This is a genomic window from Brevundimonas sp. SH203, from assembly GCF_002157625.1.
Lineage (GTDB): Bacteria > Pseudomonadota > Alphaproteobacteria > Caulobacterales > Caulobacteraceae > Brevundimonas.
The window spans coordinates 279,650-294,490 of sequence record NZ_BDMM01000005.1 but is presented as its reverse complement, the minus strand read 5'-3'; the positions used below and the strand labels follow the sequence as shown (position 1 = coordinate 294,490).

Annotated in this window: 11 protein-coding genes; 6 read left to right on the top strand and 5 right to left on the bottom strand. The window is 58.8% G+C overall.

What is annotated here, in order from left to right:
- Positions 1 to 14 precede the first annotated feature (14 nt).
- Together SH203_RS12610 and SH203_RS12605 are read right to left on the bottom strand one after the other, a co-directional pair.
- Positions 15 to 2,231 (bottom strand): AGE family epimerase/isomerase, encoded by a 2,217-nt coding sequence (locus SH203_RS12610; RefSeq protein WP_234989492.1) that lies wholly within the window; start codon positions 2,229 to 2,231, stop codon positions 15 to 17.
- 119 nt (positions 2,232 to 2,350) lie between these two features.
- Positions 2,351 to 2,812 (bottom strand): Lrp/AsnC ligand binding domain-containing protein, encoded by a 462-nt coding sequence (locus SH203_RS12605; protein ID WP_087121280.1) that lies wholly within the window; start codon positions 2,810 to 2,812, stop codon positions 2,351 to 2,353.
- Positions 2,813 to 2,921: 109 nt separating this feature from the next.
- Here SH203_RS12605 and putA point away from each other — a divergent pair, with 109 nt between their 5' ends.
- The 5 genes from putA (at position 2,922) to SH203_RS15380 (ending at position 9,754) form a co-directional block, all read left to right on the top strand.
- On the top strand, positions 2,922 to 6,053 hold the full coding sequence (gene putA / locus SH203_RS12600) for a bifunctional proline dehydrogenase/L-glutamate gamma-semialdehyde dehydrogenase PutA (RefSeq protein ID WP_087121337.1): 3,132 nt from the start codon (positions 2,922 to 2,924) through the stop codon (positions 6,051 to 6,053).
- A 145-nt stretch (positions 6,054 to 6,198) separates the two neighbouring features.
- Positions 6,199 to 6,981 (top strand): ABC transporter permease, encoded by a 783-nt coding sequence (locus SH203_RS12595; protein ID WP_200808924.1) that lies wholly within the window; start codon positions 6,199 to 6,201, stop codon positions 6,979 to 6,981.
- 42 nt (positions 6,982 to 7,023) lie between these two features.
- Positions 7,024 to 8,187 carry a chain-length determining protein gene (locus SH203_RS12590; RefSeq protein ID WP_143275734.1) on the top strand — a complete coding sequence of 388 codons (1,164 nt, stop codon included), beginning with the start codon at positions 7,024 to 7,026 and terminating at the stop codon, positions 8,185 to 8,187.
- Entirely contained in the window at positions 8,187 to 8,852 is a 666-nt protein-coding gene (locus SH203_RS12585; RefSeq protein WP_087121279.1) for an ABC transporter ATP-binding protein, read from the top strand. Before SH203_RS12590 ends, SH203_RS12585 begins: the two co-directional genes overlap by 1 nt.
- Positions 8,853 to 8,854: 2 nt before the next feature.
- Entirely contained in the window at positions 8,855 to 9,754 is a 900-nt protein-coding gene (locus tag SH203_RS15380) for a hypothetical protein (protein ID WP_143275733.1), read from the top strand.
- Here SH203_RS15380 and SH203_RS15375 read toward each other — a convergent pair.
- The 3 genes from SH203_RS15375 to SH203_RS15370 all read right to left on the bottom strand — a co-directional run bounded on the left by SH203_RS15375 (position 9,690) and on the right by SH203_RS15370 (position 12,131).
- Positions 9,690 to 10,967, bottom strand: a complete 1,278-nt coding sequence (locus SH203_RS15375; RefSeq protein ID WP_143275732.1) for a glycosyltransferase family 1 protein — start codon at positions 10,965 to 10,967, stop codon at positions 9,690 to 9,692. The genes SH203_RS15380 and SH203_RS15375 overlap by 65 nt on opposite strands.
- A gap of 264 nt (positions 10,968 to 11,231) precedes the next feature.
- Positions 11,232 to 11,549 carry a methyltransferase domain-containing protein gene (locus tag SH203_RS15980; protein ID WP_375600726.1) on the bottom strand — a complete coding sequence of 106 codons (318 nt, stop codon included), beginning with the start codon at positions 11,547 to 11,549 and terminating at the stop codon, positions 11,232 to 11,234.
- A 33-nt stretch (positions 11,550 to 11,582) separates the two neighbouring features.
- A complete protein-coding gene (locus SH203_RS15370; protein WP_143275731.1) occupies positions 11,583 to 12,131 on the bottom strand; it encodes a hypothetical protein in 549 nt (182 codons plus the stop codon).
- Between the two features lie 673 nt (positions 12,132 to 12,804).
- Here SH203_RS15370 and SH203_RS15365 point away from each other — a divergent pair.
- Positions 12,805 to 14,841: a glycosyltransferase gene (locus SH203_RS15365; RefSeq protein WP_143275730.1), complete on the top strand. Its 2,037-nt coding sequence runs from the start codon at positions 12,805 to 12,807 to the stop codon at positions 14,839 to 14,841.

Sequence of the window (14,841 nt, the reverse complement as noted above, 5' to 3'; positions counted from 1 at the left end):
GATGTCGTGGCGCCTCACGACAAGGCCAGGGCCGAAGCCAGGTCAGGGCGAAGCGACCCGACCGTGGCCCTGACCTGACTGTAGGCGGCCATGATGTGGTACAGGGAACTGGCGGGCGCGGGTTCGTCGATGAAGTCGCCGCTTTCCAGCATCTTGTCATGCCAGAGTCCGACCGGCGTCAGGTAGCGCCACAGGGCGCGTTGCGCTCTGGCGGCCTGCATCAGACATAGATCTCGCCGCCAGTCGTCGGTCATGGACGACAGGATCAGCGACGCCTTCAGCCATTCGGTCTGGGGCCACAGGCGGGCGCGGGCGCTGCGGACCGAGCCGTCCAGGTCCATCGCGTCGATCGCCACGCCGCGCGCAGGGTCGACGCCTTTCAATCCCGCCTCGAACAGCCGCCATGCAACCCTCAATCCCTCGGCATCGTCTCGGGATTTGGAGTGCCGGGCCAGCAGCCAAGCCCATTCGAACTGATGACCCGGCTCGACCAACGATCCGTCCGATCCCTTTGCCGGGGACCAGTCGGACGAAAAGAACTCTCTGATCGTGCCGGTTTGGGTGTCGATGAACCGGCTGCGCGCCAGATGAACGATCCGATCCGCCAGCGACGTCCAGGAGGCGTCGCCGCCAGCGTCCTCCCAGGCCAGAGCGGCTTCCAGCAGGTGCATGTGGGCGTTGGCTTGGTAGGGATGGGCGCCGACCTCCACCACGCCGCCGTCGGCTTCCATCGACGCCATCAGCGAATCGCGAAGGCGGGTCACCCGATCCTCGACATCCGCGGTTGGCGCAGCGACCGAGACGCCGGCCAGGGCGAACAGGAGGAAGGCCTGATCATAGACGGCCGTCGTCTCGTCTTCGGGCGCGCCGGCTGAAGACAGTCGGGTCCGCACTCGACCGTCGATCTTCATCAGACGTTGACGGGTCCAGTCCAGGCCTGACGAGATCGTCGCACGCCACGGGCCTGACCAGCCGAGGCGGCCTGCCTCGGCATAGACCTGAAGCTGGCGCGCCTGCACCACGGCCCGACGCGATGTCTGAAGTCGCCGTCCGTCCTGCGTCAGCAACTCTTCGAATCCGCCTTCGGCGTTCTGTCCCAGGGTGCACCAGGTCGGCAGCGCCGATTGGCGCATCCATGCCGCGAAACGGACCGCGCCTTGCTCAAGCGTTTCTTTCTGGGGCTGGGGGAAATCCAGATGGCGAGGCGACAGGCCCTCCAGTCGTTTCACGACCTTTCGCACGTCCTGGCTTCGCGCCAGATCGGTGACCAGAACGGCGTCCCGCTCGACCACGATGGCGAGATCGGACACGCCGACGGCGGCGACCAGAACGCCGTCGCAAGCACGCACCAGACAGTTTTCGGCGTCCTCGAAGACATGCAGTCCGACATCGCCCTCCCCCGACCTGTGAACAGCGTCCCAGGCGCCGAGGTCCGACCAATCGAAGGCGACCGGAAGCACCGAGGCGCGTCGGGTCTTTTCCATGACGGCGTAGTCGATCGAGATTCGGGGTGCATCACCGAACCGGCGTCCCAGGATGAGGGCGCCGCCGTCCATCAGCGCGGAATCCAGCGCGTCCGTCACGGCCTCGATCAAACCGGCGGTCGTCTGGCGCAGCTCGTCCTTCAGCACATCGGCGCGGACGATGAAGTTGCCGCTGTTCCACAGATAGCCGTCGCCGATATAGCGTTCGGAAGTGGCGAGGTCGGGCTTTTCGACAAAGGCCTCGACCTCGGCCAGACCCTCGCCGCGCGGCGCGATATAGCCATAGGCCGACGAGGGACCGGAAGGCACGACGCCGAATGTCACGATGCGGCCGGCCGACGCGGCCAAGCCGGCGGTGCAAACGGCGTCGCGGAAGGCCGCGCCATCTGGAATGTGATGGTCGGACGCCACGAACAGATTCACCGCCTCGGGGTCCTGGCGCTTGGTCCAGATGGCGGCGGCGGCCATGGCGGCGGCGGAATCGCGCGCCTGCGGTTCCAAGAGGACGACGGCGTCACGTCCCAGTTCTTTCAGCTGTTCACAGATCGCCTGCCGATGCGCCACGCCGCCGATGACGATCAGGCGTCCCTGGGCGCCGGCCAGGTCGGCAACACGCTCGACCGTTTCCTGAAACGGCGACCGATTTCCCGCCAAGGGAATGAACTGCTTGGGCCGTGAAGGGCGCGAGGCGGGCCACAGCCGCGTGCCGGAGCCGCCGCACATGATGACAGGAAAGATGACCGACATCGGCGCGGTGATGACCCTCGGTGTATTGGGACATGACGCTTAGGCGAACTGGATGCGTTCGTCACCTGGCATGAAAGTCGAAGCTGCAGATCAGGCAATCCGAGGTGATTGGATGTAGCTTACAACGGCAACACCGTCGTCGATTTCACCTCTTCAAGCACCGCATAGGTTCGGGTTTCCCGCACACCCGGCATCCGCACCAGCACGTCGCCCAGAAAGGCGCGATAGGCGTCCATGTCGGCGACGCGGGCCTTGATCAGATAGTCGAAGCCGCCGGCGACCATGTGGCATTCCAGGACTTCGGGCTGGGTGCGGACGGCCTCGGCGAAGCCGTCGAACACGTCGCCGGTGGTGCGGTCCAGCAGCACCTCGACGAAGATCAACAGGTCGCGCCCGACCTGGGCCGGGTCGATCATGGCGGCGTAGCCGGTGATGACGTTCTTTTCCCGCAGCCGTTTGACCCGTTCGAAACAGGCCGCGGGCGAGAGGTTGCATCGACGGGCCAGTTCGGCGTTGGAGATGCGGGCGTCGGTCTGCAGAACCCGCAGGATGCGACGGTCGATGGCGTCAATTTCGATCATCGGAAAATAGGCCTTGAATACGAATGATCTTCGGCTTGATGATCTATCATACGAAGCACCTTCGATGAACTCCGACATATAGGGGGTGAATCCACAGGATTTGTCCGCCATGACCGCTTCAGCCTTCACGCCTTCTAGCCTGGCCGCCTGGGACGGGCTGGACCACGACAAGTTCCGCGACGAGCGTGCGGCCGTCGCCGCCAACCTGGCCCGCATTCCCCTGAGCGCGGACGAACGCCGCGCCGTGGTGGACGAGGCCACGGCCCTGGTCGAACACGCCCGCCGCAGCCAGAAGAAACAGGGGGTGGTCGAAAGCTTCCTGCAGCAGTTCTCGCTGGGCACCCGCGAGGGCCTGGCCCTGATGTGTCTGGCCGAAGCCCTGCTGCGCGTGCCGGACGAGGAGACGCGCGACCGCCTGATCGCCGAAAAGATCGGTTCCGCCGACTGGGCCAGCCATCTGGGCCAGTCCGACAGTTTGTTTGTCAACGCCTCGACCTGGGGCCTGATGCTGACCGGCAAGTTGATCGACGTCGATGAAGAGGCCAAAACCGACCTGTCCGGCTTCCTGAAGCGGATCGCGGGCCGGATCGGCGAGCCGGTGATCCGTCAGGCCGTGGCCACCGCCGTCAAGATCATGGGCGAACAGTTCGTCGTCGGCCGCACCATCCAGGCGGCGCTGAAGCGGTCGAACAAGGAAGGCTGGCTGTGCAGCTTCGACATGCTGGGCGAGGGCGCCCGGACCCTGGCCGACGCGGATCGCTACGAGACCATCTACGCCGACGCCATTGAGGCGGTGGGCAAGACGTCAAAGGGCCAGGGGCCGGAACACGGCCACGGCGTTTCGGTGAAACTGTCGGCCCTGTCGCCCCGCTATGAGGCGACGCACGAGGACGGGGTGTGGGACAATCTGTATCCGCGCATCCTGCGGCTGGCCCGGATCGCGGCGAAACACGACATCAACTTCACGATGGACGCCGAGGAGGCGGACCGTCTGGCCCTGTCGTTGAAGCTGCTGGACCGGCTGGCGCACGAACCGTCGCTGGGCGGCTGGACCGGGCTGGGTCTGGCGGTTCAGGCCTATCAGAAGCGGGGGCTGGAGACGATCCAGCGGGTCGCCGACCTGGCCCGCCGTTCGGGCCGTCGCCTGATGGTGCGTCTGGTCAAGGGCGCCTATTGGGACACGGAGATCAAGCGCGCCCAGGTCTTCGGCCGCACCGACTATCCGGTCTTCACGACCAAGGCGGCGACCGACCTGAACTACCTCGTCTGCGCCAGGGCCATGATCGAGGAGTCGCCTGCGATCTACAGCCAGTTCGCCAGCCACAACGCCCACACCCTTGCCGCCGTGCGCCGCATGGCGCGTGATCGCGGCGTCACGGTCGAGCATCAGCGCCTGCACGGCATGGGCGAGGCCTTGTACGACGCCGCCATCGACAAATGGTCCGACGAGACGGTGATCGTGCGCGCCTATGCCCCCGTCGGAGGCCACGAGGAACTGCTGCCCTATCTGGTGCGTCGCCTCTTGGAAAACGGCGCCAATTCCTCCTTCGTCCACGCCCTGCTGGACGAGCGCGTGCCCGCCTCGGCGGTCGCGGCCGATCCCATCTCCCTGGTCGAGCAGGCGCCCGACCGTCACCCCAAGATTCCGGTTCCGAAAGACATGTACGGCGATCGTCAGAACTCCCTCGGCCGCGACTATTCGCAAAGCGCCGACCGCGAAGCCCACGCCAAGGCCCTCGAAGGAGTCGACCGCGAGAAGCTGACCTCAGGCCCCATCGTCGGCGGCAAGCTGCGCGCCGGGATCAATCCTCAGGACGTGACCAATCCGTTCGACCGCTCGCAGGTGCTGGGTCATGTGTCCGAGGCTGAGGCCGCGGACATCGACGCCGCCGTCGAAGCCGCCGCCAACGCCCAGGTTCAGTGGGACCGTCAGGGGGGCGCCAAACGCGCCGTGACCCTGCGCGCCATGGCCGATGCGCTTGAGGCGGACATGGACCGTCTGGTCGCCCTGCTCAGCCGCGAGGCGGGCAAGACCTTGAACGACGGCGTCGCCGAGGTGCGCGAGGCCGCCGACTTCTGCCGCTATTACGCGCTGTTGGCCGAACGCGACTTCTCGGCGCCCGAAACCCTGAAGGGGCCGACGGGCGAGACCAACCAGTTGATCCTGCACGGACGCGGCGTCTTCGCCTGCATCAGCCCGTGGAACTTCCCCCTGGCCATCTTCACCGGCCAGATCGCCGCGGCCCTCGCCGCCGGCAACGCCGTCCTGGCCAAGCCCGCCGAACAGACGCCCCTGATCGCCGCCGAGGCCGTGCGCCTGTATCACAAGGCGGGCCTGAACCCCGACCTGCTGGCGCTGGTCCCCGGACGCGGCGAGACGGTCGGCGCGGCCCTGGTCACGCATCCGGGCGTCGACGGCGTCGCCTTCACGGGCGGAACCGACACGGCCGCCTCCATCAACCGTTCGATCGCCGCCCGCCCCGGCGCCATCATCCCCTTCATCGCCGAAACCGGCGGCCTGAACGGCATGTTCATCGACACCACGGCCCTGAAGGAACAGGTGATCGACGACGTTATCCAGTCGGCCTTCGGCTCGGCCGGGCAACGCTGCTCGGCCCTGCGCGTCCTCTATGTGCCCAGGGATTCGGCCGACGCCCTGATCGAGGGGCTGAAGGGCGCTCTGGCCGTCCAGACCGTCGCCGACCCCGCCGACCCCGGGACGGACATCGGCCCCGTCATCGACCTGGAATCCCGCCGCGCCCTGGAAGCCCACGTCGAGCGCCTGTCAAAAGAGGCGAAGATCATCGCCCGCGCCGCCTTGCCGATGGGCGCCGAAAAGGGCGACCTGTTCGCCCCCACCATCGCCGAAATCCCCACGCCCGACTTCCTGGAACGCGAGGTCTTCGGCCCCATCCTGCACATCCACCGCTACGCCCCGTCCGACCTGAAGACGGTCGCCGGCAAGCTGGCCGCGCGCGGCTACGGCCTGACGCTCGGCGTCCACAGCCGCATCGAAGCCTTCGCTGACGAGGTCGTCTCCCTGGTCCCGGCCGGCAACGTTTACGTCAACCGCTCCATCACCGGCGCGGTGGTTGGGGTCCAGCCCTTCGGCGGCGAAGGCCTGTCGGGAACGGGGCCCAAAGCCGGCGGTCCCAACAGCCTGATCCGCTATGCCGCAGAGAAGGCGATCAGCGTGAACATCGCCGCGCAGGGCGGGGATCCGGCGCTGTTGAATTTGTGAGCTTATGAGGGTGGCGCGCAGCGAGGCCACGAGAAGGTTGTTTTCTTGAGGCTAGTTACGCGCCATATGTCATACCAAATCGTCGCGGCCAGAACCTGAACAGGTTGGAAGTTCGCGGTGTTTCTTGCATTTAGTAAGGATGTCGATGATCGTCGCGGAGTTTCGGCAGCATAGTCGAGTTATCGGCGCGCTTCTGATGCGCGAGATGACCACGCGGTTTGGTCGCGAAGGGATCGGCTTTTTATGGTTGGTCGGTGAACCGCTGCTGTTCTGTGTCGGCGTCATAGCCTTGTGGAGCGTCGTCAAGCCGACCTTCGCCAGTGAGCACGGGCTTCGTCTCGCTCCTTTCGTAATGACCGGTTATATGTGCCTTATTCTGATGCGGCGCCTTATCGGCCTCCTTACACCTGCGGTTCAGTCCAATGTCGGCTTATTATATCACCGCTTTGTAACCCCCGCGCACATACTGGCGACGCGAGTCCTCTTGGAAGTCGCAGGTGGGACGCTGTCTTTCGCCATTCTGTACGCCGTCCTGGCGTTCATTCAGCAGGTTCAGCCTCCTGAAAACTATCTTTTGCTTTATGCCGGTTGGGGATTGATCGCATTCTGCGCTACAGGACTGGGGCTCATCATGACTGGCCTGGTGATGAGATATGAGATTGTTGAGCGCGTTGTTGGCCTGATCAGCTATTTGCTTATGCCTGTGTCCGGTGCGTTCTTCATGGTGGCCTGGCTGCCGCCGTCAGCCCAGAAGGTGATGCTGTACATCCCCTTTGTTCATGGAACAGAGGCTATTCGGGGGGCGATTTTCGGCGAGTTTGTTGAGACACACTACGATTTCGGATACGCGCTCATTGTGGGTGCGATCATGAATATCGTTGGGTTGTTGATGGTTTATTCTTCATTAGATCGCATTGAGGTCGAATAGTATGCTTGATGTTTTGATCGACGGTTTCTGGTTCGTGCTGATATGAACGATACGCAGTTTAAGTATCTAGGCGCCCTTAAGGAAAAGGCAGGAGGGGAAGCTTCTGATCGGCAGTGGTGGTCTCGTCTGCCTCTGGGATTTCTTTTAGTGGTCGTTTTGCCGACTGCCTTGGCGATGCTCTACTATCTTGTCATCGCGTCGCCGCTTTATGTATCTGAAGCGCGCTTCGTCGTGCGCAGTCCCAATCAGCAGCAGCCTTCGAATCTGGGCTTAGCCCTGCAAGGCGTAGGGATTCAGAGCGCGATGAATGATTCTTTCGCCGTGCATGAATATGTCACGTCTCGCGATGGTCTAGCCTACGTCCAAAATACCGTGGATGTGCGGAAAAAAATCGGGCGTTCGGGGGCGGATTTCTGGACGCGCTATCCGCGTCTAGGCGAGGATGACAGCGTGGAAGGGCTGTACAAGGGCTATAAGCGCTTTGTGACCGTTGGCTACGAGGGCCGCACGGGCATCAGCACGCTGCGCGTCAAGGCTTTCAGCGGAGAGGATGCGCAAGCTATTGCAAACGCCCTCTTGTCTGGAGGCGAGGCTCTGGTGAACCGTCTTAATGAACGGGCGGCTAGAGATGCGGTCCAGGGTGCAGAGCGGGCTGAAGAAGAGGCGCGGGCGGATCTTGTTCTGGTGCGCCAGCGTCTGACGGCTTTCCGCAATTCTCAAGGCTATGTCGACCCGGAGCTTTCTGCGCGTGAAAGCTCTGCTGTTTCGTCAGATTTGCTGGTGGCTATCGCCCGCTTGAAGGCCGAACGTGACCAATTGCAGGCGGGCGCTCCTCAAAGCCCTCAACTCGCCAGCATGAATGGTCGCATTGCAGCGCTTGAGCGTCAGTTGACCGCAGAGCGGGCGAGAATGGCAGGCGCTGCAGGCTCGTTGGCGTCGTCAGTCGCCGGTTATCAACAGCTTCTCGTTGAGCAGGAGATAGCCGACAAGCGTCTGGCTCAGTCCACCGCCGCTGTGATTTCGGCTCGTAATGAGGCGCGTCGTCAGAATCTTTATCTGGAACGGATTGTGAATCCCAATCTGGCGGATCAGCCTATTCTGCCGCGTCGTTGGTTTGGGATTTTCAGCGTGCTGCTTTCGAGCCTGTTAGCCTATGGTCTCGGCTGGTTGGTTTACGCAGGTATCCGGGAACATAAGCAGTTCTAATGGATGATGGCATCGGGCTCCGTGTCAGGGAGCTAAGCAAAACCTATGCCTCGGCATCGGCCCCTCTTTTCAGGGGGTTGTCATTCGATGTTGCACGTAATGGGCGGTTGGCGATTCTGGGGCGAAACGGCCAAGGGAAGTCGACGCTCATCAAGATGCTTGGCGGAATCTTAAAGCCATCGGCCGGGAGCATAGACTGGCGGATGACTTCGTCATGGCCTATCGGTTTTGGCGGCGGGTTTCAGGGCAGCCTGTCCGGGCTGGACAATGTTCGTTTCCTATCCCGCCTCTATGACCGGGACTACCACGACGTTCTTTTGCGGGTCGATGAATTCGCTGAGTTGGGTGAGGCTCTGAAACGCCCTGTCAAACACTATTCATCGGGGATGCGGGCGCGTCTGGCGTTTGGCCTTTCTCTCGCCATCGAGTTTGACTGTTATCTGATCGATGAACTTGTGGCTGTGGGCGATGCGCGTTTTCAAAGAAAGTGCGAGGAAGAACTGTTCCAGCATCGTTCGGGGCGTGCATATCTTATGGCGTCGCACGACATGCACCTGATTTCTCAACACTGTGATCGCGCGCTTATTATCGAGTCGGGCAAGGTGAAGTGCTTTGATGACATTGAAGAAGCGATCGATATCTATTCCTGGCTCCGAGCGGCCTAACAATGCTGCTCGCTTTGCACGCTGGACCCACATCTGCGGCCTGGGCCTGGGCTAATCAGATTGTCGCACAGGCGTTATCGAACGGTTGGCGCGTCGTAGAACGCGATGAAACGGAAATGACGAGCGCGGGTCGAGCGGACTGGCTTTTATCGTCGGATAGCGCTGACCCCGCTGGCGACATGGATGTGCTCGTTTTGGGTCCGGATTTTGTTGCCGCTGATCTCGGACGATTAGACGCGGTGCAGTTGTCTGAACGGTTTCACGGACAGGAGGTGCCCAGTCCTGACGGAACGCGGTGGTTCGCCAGTGCTTTTGTCAATGCGTCCAAGGCTGCTGCTTCTTCATCAATGGTGCGCTTAGTTGATGCTGAAACGACCGTGATTGAGGTCGCTGGTCTCGCAGCCTTGAAGCGGCCCGGTGATCTTGGAGAACTACGGGCGGCTGATCCCGCCCTGGGAGTGTACCGGAGCGATCTCGCTGCAGGCGGACGGGCGTACTGGGGGGCCGCGTTGTTTGCCGACGGGCAGGATCGGAGCATTTCTGCCTCGGGATGGCAGGACCTTACGGGCCGTGTGATGCCTGTCGCTGCAGATCCGGCAATGTCATTGTTTTCGGGGCAGTGGTCGATTGAGTGGCTGATTGAAGTCGATCCGGAAGACGGCTTTGTCGAGCTTCTGTTTCAGTGGGGCGGGCAAGATTTTATGAAGTCCATAAATCAGCCTGGACTGTATTCAATCGTACAGTCTGTTGAATGGCAGCCTGGCGGACATATGATCGCGACAATCACATCCGCCAGGCCGCATTTTCAAGGCAAGGTAAGGTTCTCTGGCGCTGTAGTCACGTATCTGGGTGCGGTTTCACCGAAGACGCTTGAGACTGAAGAACTTCAAGAAGGGCAGTGACGCTGTCTTCCCAAGTGACGGGGTCGGCGCTGGTGACTTCGGCAAATCCCGCTGCGACGTCGGCCATCCATGTCAGGATGTTGTCAGCCAGAACTTGAGGCGAAGCGGTTGCGGGGAAATAGCGAACACCAGATTTTTCGTGAACGCGGAAGACTTCGATGTCTCGCGCCAGGACGGGTTTGCGATAGCCCAGAGCCTCGATGAGCGGCAGGCCGTAGCCTTCGGCGAGCGAGGGAATGATGACGCCTTGACAGGTCTCGTATAGCAGTATGAGAGCTTCATCGCTGGCTTGACTGAAGTGGAATAATCTGCGCCCAAGCTCGGGATGGGAGTGGATTCGGGCCATCAGGACTTCAACGTTCCATCCTTCTCGACCGACCAGAACAAGCTTGGCCCCATATCCGCGCGCCCATAAGTTGGAGAATGCGTCAAGAAGGTCGTCGTGCCCTTTGCGCGGTTCAATGGTGCCAACGGTCAATATCAGGGGGGCGTCGAGACTTTGAAGCCATGCTTCGAAATCGTCTGGCAAGCCAGTGGTGTGCAGGCTGTTCCTGATGTCGGTGCCCATGGGCAGGACGTGTGTGGCATAGCCGTCATTGACGTCGAAAAGGTCGCCAAGGCAGCGTTTGACGTCAGTCTCGGTTTGCCGGGAATTGCAGAGATAACCGTCACTTACGGACGCCAGAACACGAAGCCATTTATGAAAACGCAGGCCTGCGCTTGATGGAAACCAGTCTGGTCTTTGCACGGGTAGTAGGTCGTGCACCAGATACCATTGAAGTACACCTTTTTTCGCCAGATCTCGTAACTGCCGTTCCTGGAAGCGCACTGTATCAAGCGCATAGTCCAGTCCCAGAAAAACATCGCCCTGACCGCCCTCAATCGGTGTGCGATCATTTTCAGCCGGGTGTGGCCAGGATATGCGATGGTAAGGCCGTTTTCGCGTCGCGCATACAAACCAGACGTCCCAACCGGCGCGACGAAACTGTTCCTCGCGCAGAGCTATGCCACGTACGACGCGTTGAATGCCAGTGCCAGCGTCATTCTTGGCAATGACAGAGACGTCTATAAACAGGCGTCGCGAGCCCGTGACGTGTGGTGCTCGACGCCCGGACGCGATTGCGGTGCGACTCCACCGGATTTTCGCACGTTCCAGCCACAACGGTGAGGGGCGCCGTTCAAGGGCGTTTCGTATTCTCGTCCAGATGCCCACTAAAACCCCTCAGGCGTCATTCATGATCACTCTGCAGGAATTGGATACGACGGATTCCTGCAGAGTGATCGAATTTCAGGGCGCTTTCTATCAGATCAATCGATCAGGCACCATTCTGGAGGGCTAATTTTTTTATTACTACTGTAATTTTATAGTTTCCGTAAGGAGATAATTCAGGGCGGCGAGTGTAGTCAAACAAATAGTCCTTCTATGATAGGTATCGAACTTTGAAGCTGTTTGGTCTTAGTGCAAATTCTATTTCTGTCAGTAGCGAGGCGCAGATATACATTCTGAGGTATTCTTTGTTCCATAATGATGGGGGCGTCGGCGTCGTTCGAAAAGATCACGGCTGGGTACGGCGATAATGATGTGGCCGCCGATTTTGGTGACCCGGTGCCAGTCCTGAATAACGCTCAGCGGGTCTGAAATATGTTCAAGGCAGTGACTAGAGTAAACTGTGTCTTGACTATCATCGTCAAATGGCAGGTGCTTTCCATCATATCCAGGGTAGTCGATATCTACTCCGATGGCGCCATGCACTATAGGAACGACGCGTGCGTCGCCGTAGCTGGAAAAACCAATGTCGAGAACGTTAGGGCCGGTTATAAATTGATCTCAGAAGCCGTTTAGCTGTTTGATATCCCATGTCTTTCTAGATTCTGCGCCTACAAAGCGGGAGCCGAGTTCATTGATCTTGTCTGCGACACTAGAGTATTCATTTATATTAGCGACCCAGATTCTGTTAATTCCGATCCATAGTTTTCGAGAATCCTCGTTTACGCCTAGTTCTTTCGGGCTTGTTGCGTTTGGAATATTTATGTGAAGGTCTGTGCTTCTTTCGTTGGAAAGGCGGTTTTCTGCAATTGTTATTCCTCGTAATCTATACCAATTGTAGGAAATGTCCCAGTCGGCAATAACAATGCCATTGTGTGATATGGTTGCTTTTTGATTTTTCAGATATTGATTGTCGATATGTGGAACTAGTTCCATGATGATGGCCACGTCATGGCTACCTAATTTGTTTCTGGGTATTGAAAGATTGACTTTCGTTTCACAACTCCATCGACTCCATGCCTCTGATATCGACATTCCAGATGTCGCAACAAGGCAATTATTAGATTTGATATCGTGTCGGTCAAAGTCGAAAAGGTCTTGCCATTTCATGATTTGGTCTCTTGGAAGTTGTCACTTATCATTGGTGTATAGTTCATTTATTAGTAAACCTAAAATTCGGATTTGAATTTTTGAATCGGTATTGTGAGTCTTTCTGTCAATTTTCTGGATCAGGTTGATGAATAATGCTATATAGCGGTGGTTCCGAGTATGAGAAAGGTGTTGTATTGAGAAAGCGGTAAAAAATTATCTGTGAAATCAGATTTTTGATAGATGGTTCCAGAATTTTTTGCTTTTGCGAAAATTTCTTAAAATCGATGAGAAATAAGATTATTGGGGGGCATATTTCAGGCCTGTCTTGGGTGGGGGTAGCCTTTTAATGGGGCTGCTTGCCTATTCGTCACGGTTTCGCATCAAAGACTCAGAAATCTAGCGATTCGATCTGATCTCCTCATGATTGTGGCTGCAACATTGTGTGAGTATGTCGCGGGCGAGCAAGGCGCTAGCCTTCAAATGCATTGTGGCTGTGAACTCGGGGGATCATGCGAAAAACAGGCTAGAGCGGCGACCGAAAGACGAGGAGGTGAGTTTGGTGTGGCGGGGTTCCGCCACTTTGATCTGGGGCGCTTGCTGTTGTAGGTGCTATAGCATTTGACCAGAATTGTTGTCGTTCAGAGCGTTTCTGAGCTTGGCTTTCTTCCTTTAATCGTGTTGCGCTCTGAGAATGAAAATCGCCAATTTGATTATTGACGTGCGGCTGGTGCAGCGGGTTGGCCGTTCAACTCCCTTGGCGCGTGCGCTGCTGGGGTTGACGCAGCAACTGGTGCAGACCCGGTCTGTGACGTTGCTGGCCACTCGTGGATCACCTCTTCCTGCGGGACTGTCGCAAAGGGCGGGTCGTGTAGTTTATGCTCTGCCGGTGAAGCGCAGGTCGTTCACCTTGATCTCGGCCGGGTGCTATGCGACGGACTTGGCGACAAATCTGCGTCCCCAGATGCGTCCATTCGTGCGCCTCCTGTCGGTCGTGTGGCGGGACGATGTGGGATCTGGTGCGGGTTATGCAGTCTGTGGGGCGGGCCTTGCCGAAATTCCGCTGGGCCGCCAAGCGAGTTCAGTGGTGGTTGTCTCAGAGCTGGATCAGCTTCAGCTTGAACTGGTCGAGAATGTGTCGAAATCGCTGGTTCTTGTTGATGGTGCTGTTGCCTCCAACAAGGATGTCATGCGGGATTTGGTGGCGGCTGTAAGGGGGACTGATGCGCGCATTGTCACTCTGAACGGGGGCAGTGTTGTTGAGGCTCCAGAGGTACTGAATGTCCTTCTGGATGAAGGGGGGGTTCGTGAACTCGTCTCCAGATCCGGACTTGTGCTCTTGCCAAGAGGAGAGCCGACGGTGGTTGCCGCTTGGGAGGTCGAAGCTTGGGGCGGCGCCTGGTTGGAGATTGCGGCAGGCGATGTCGTCAAGAGTCTGGCTGAGCTCTGTGAGCGAGCGGTCAAGGCGGATCGGGATGACGGCGAGGCTGTTCCAGAGGCGTTTTTGACGGCGCTGGAGGAATTGTCTGATCAGGAAGCGCCGCCGGTTCCGACAAGACCGAAAATCGCCTTGGTGACGCCGATGTTCCCGGATCTGGGCGGGCCGCCGCACTCGTCGCTTGATCTGGCGATGGCGCTGACCGAGTTGTGCGAGTTGGATATCTGGACCAACAGCGACATGCTGCCCCTGCACCGCAAGCGTGTTCATGGCGTGTATCGTCTCAGCGATTCATTCCCGGCGGATCGTTATGATGAGATTGTCTACGTACTGGGCAACCATCCACTATACTTGCCGATTTATATGCTGTTGCGTCGTCATGGCGGTGTCGTGATCCAGCATGACGCCCACATGTTGGACTTCCTTTACGTATTGCTAGGGCGCGAGGAATTGGAGCAACTGCTGAAGCGGGAACTTGGTAAGTTGTATCCCGCGCATGAAGTGGGGGTGCTCATCGGTCGTTTGTCTGAGTTCGGCAGGCCTCTTCTGTCCCCAATAGTTGAGGTGGCGGATGGCGTAATCGTTCATAGTCCTATTGCGTGCTCTGTAATCGATGAAATCTATGATAGCCATGTGGAATATTTTCCGGTTGGTATGCCTTATTCATTCAAAAAAGAAGAACTCTCAGCCGATAAGCGGCTGAGCGCAAAATACAGTTCGGGAATCGATCCTCAGATTCCGTGCATAATTTCTTTTGGTGAGGTCCATCTCCAGAAGGGAGCGAAACAGTGTCTGTTCGCCCTGAGTGAGTTGAAATCGTGGGGGGTAGCTTTCCAGTTTCTGTTCGTCGGGCCTATTCGACCTGAATTGAGGGCGGAGTTGGATAGTTATATTGAGCGCTTTGATCTGAATGAATTTGTAAAAATTGTAGGATCTGTCTCTGAAGAACAGTACGCTAGGTACTTGGTGGCGGGTGATATTGTGCTTCAAATCAGGCAGATACCTTTTGGGCAGGTTTCTGGCGCGCTTCTTGATGCTGTTTCTGCCGGTATGCATGGTGTTGCTTCAGAAAATCTGGCTCGATCCATTGAGGCTCCGCAGTTTATCCGGCGTGTGGCGGATGGCTCATCGCCGACAATCTATGCGGAGCAACTTGCAGAACTGATTGCTTCTGGGGCCTATGAGGATCGGCCGGGGCTGGGGTGGGGCGAGTTTGCGGTGAAGCATGACTTCGGCGCCTATGCGCGCAACCTTCTGGCCATGATTTTTGGTCCGGCTCGTGAGGGTCGCTGA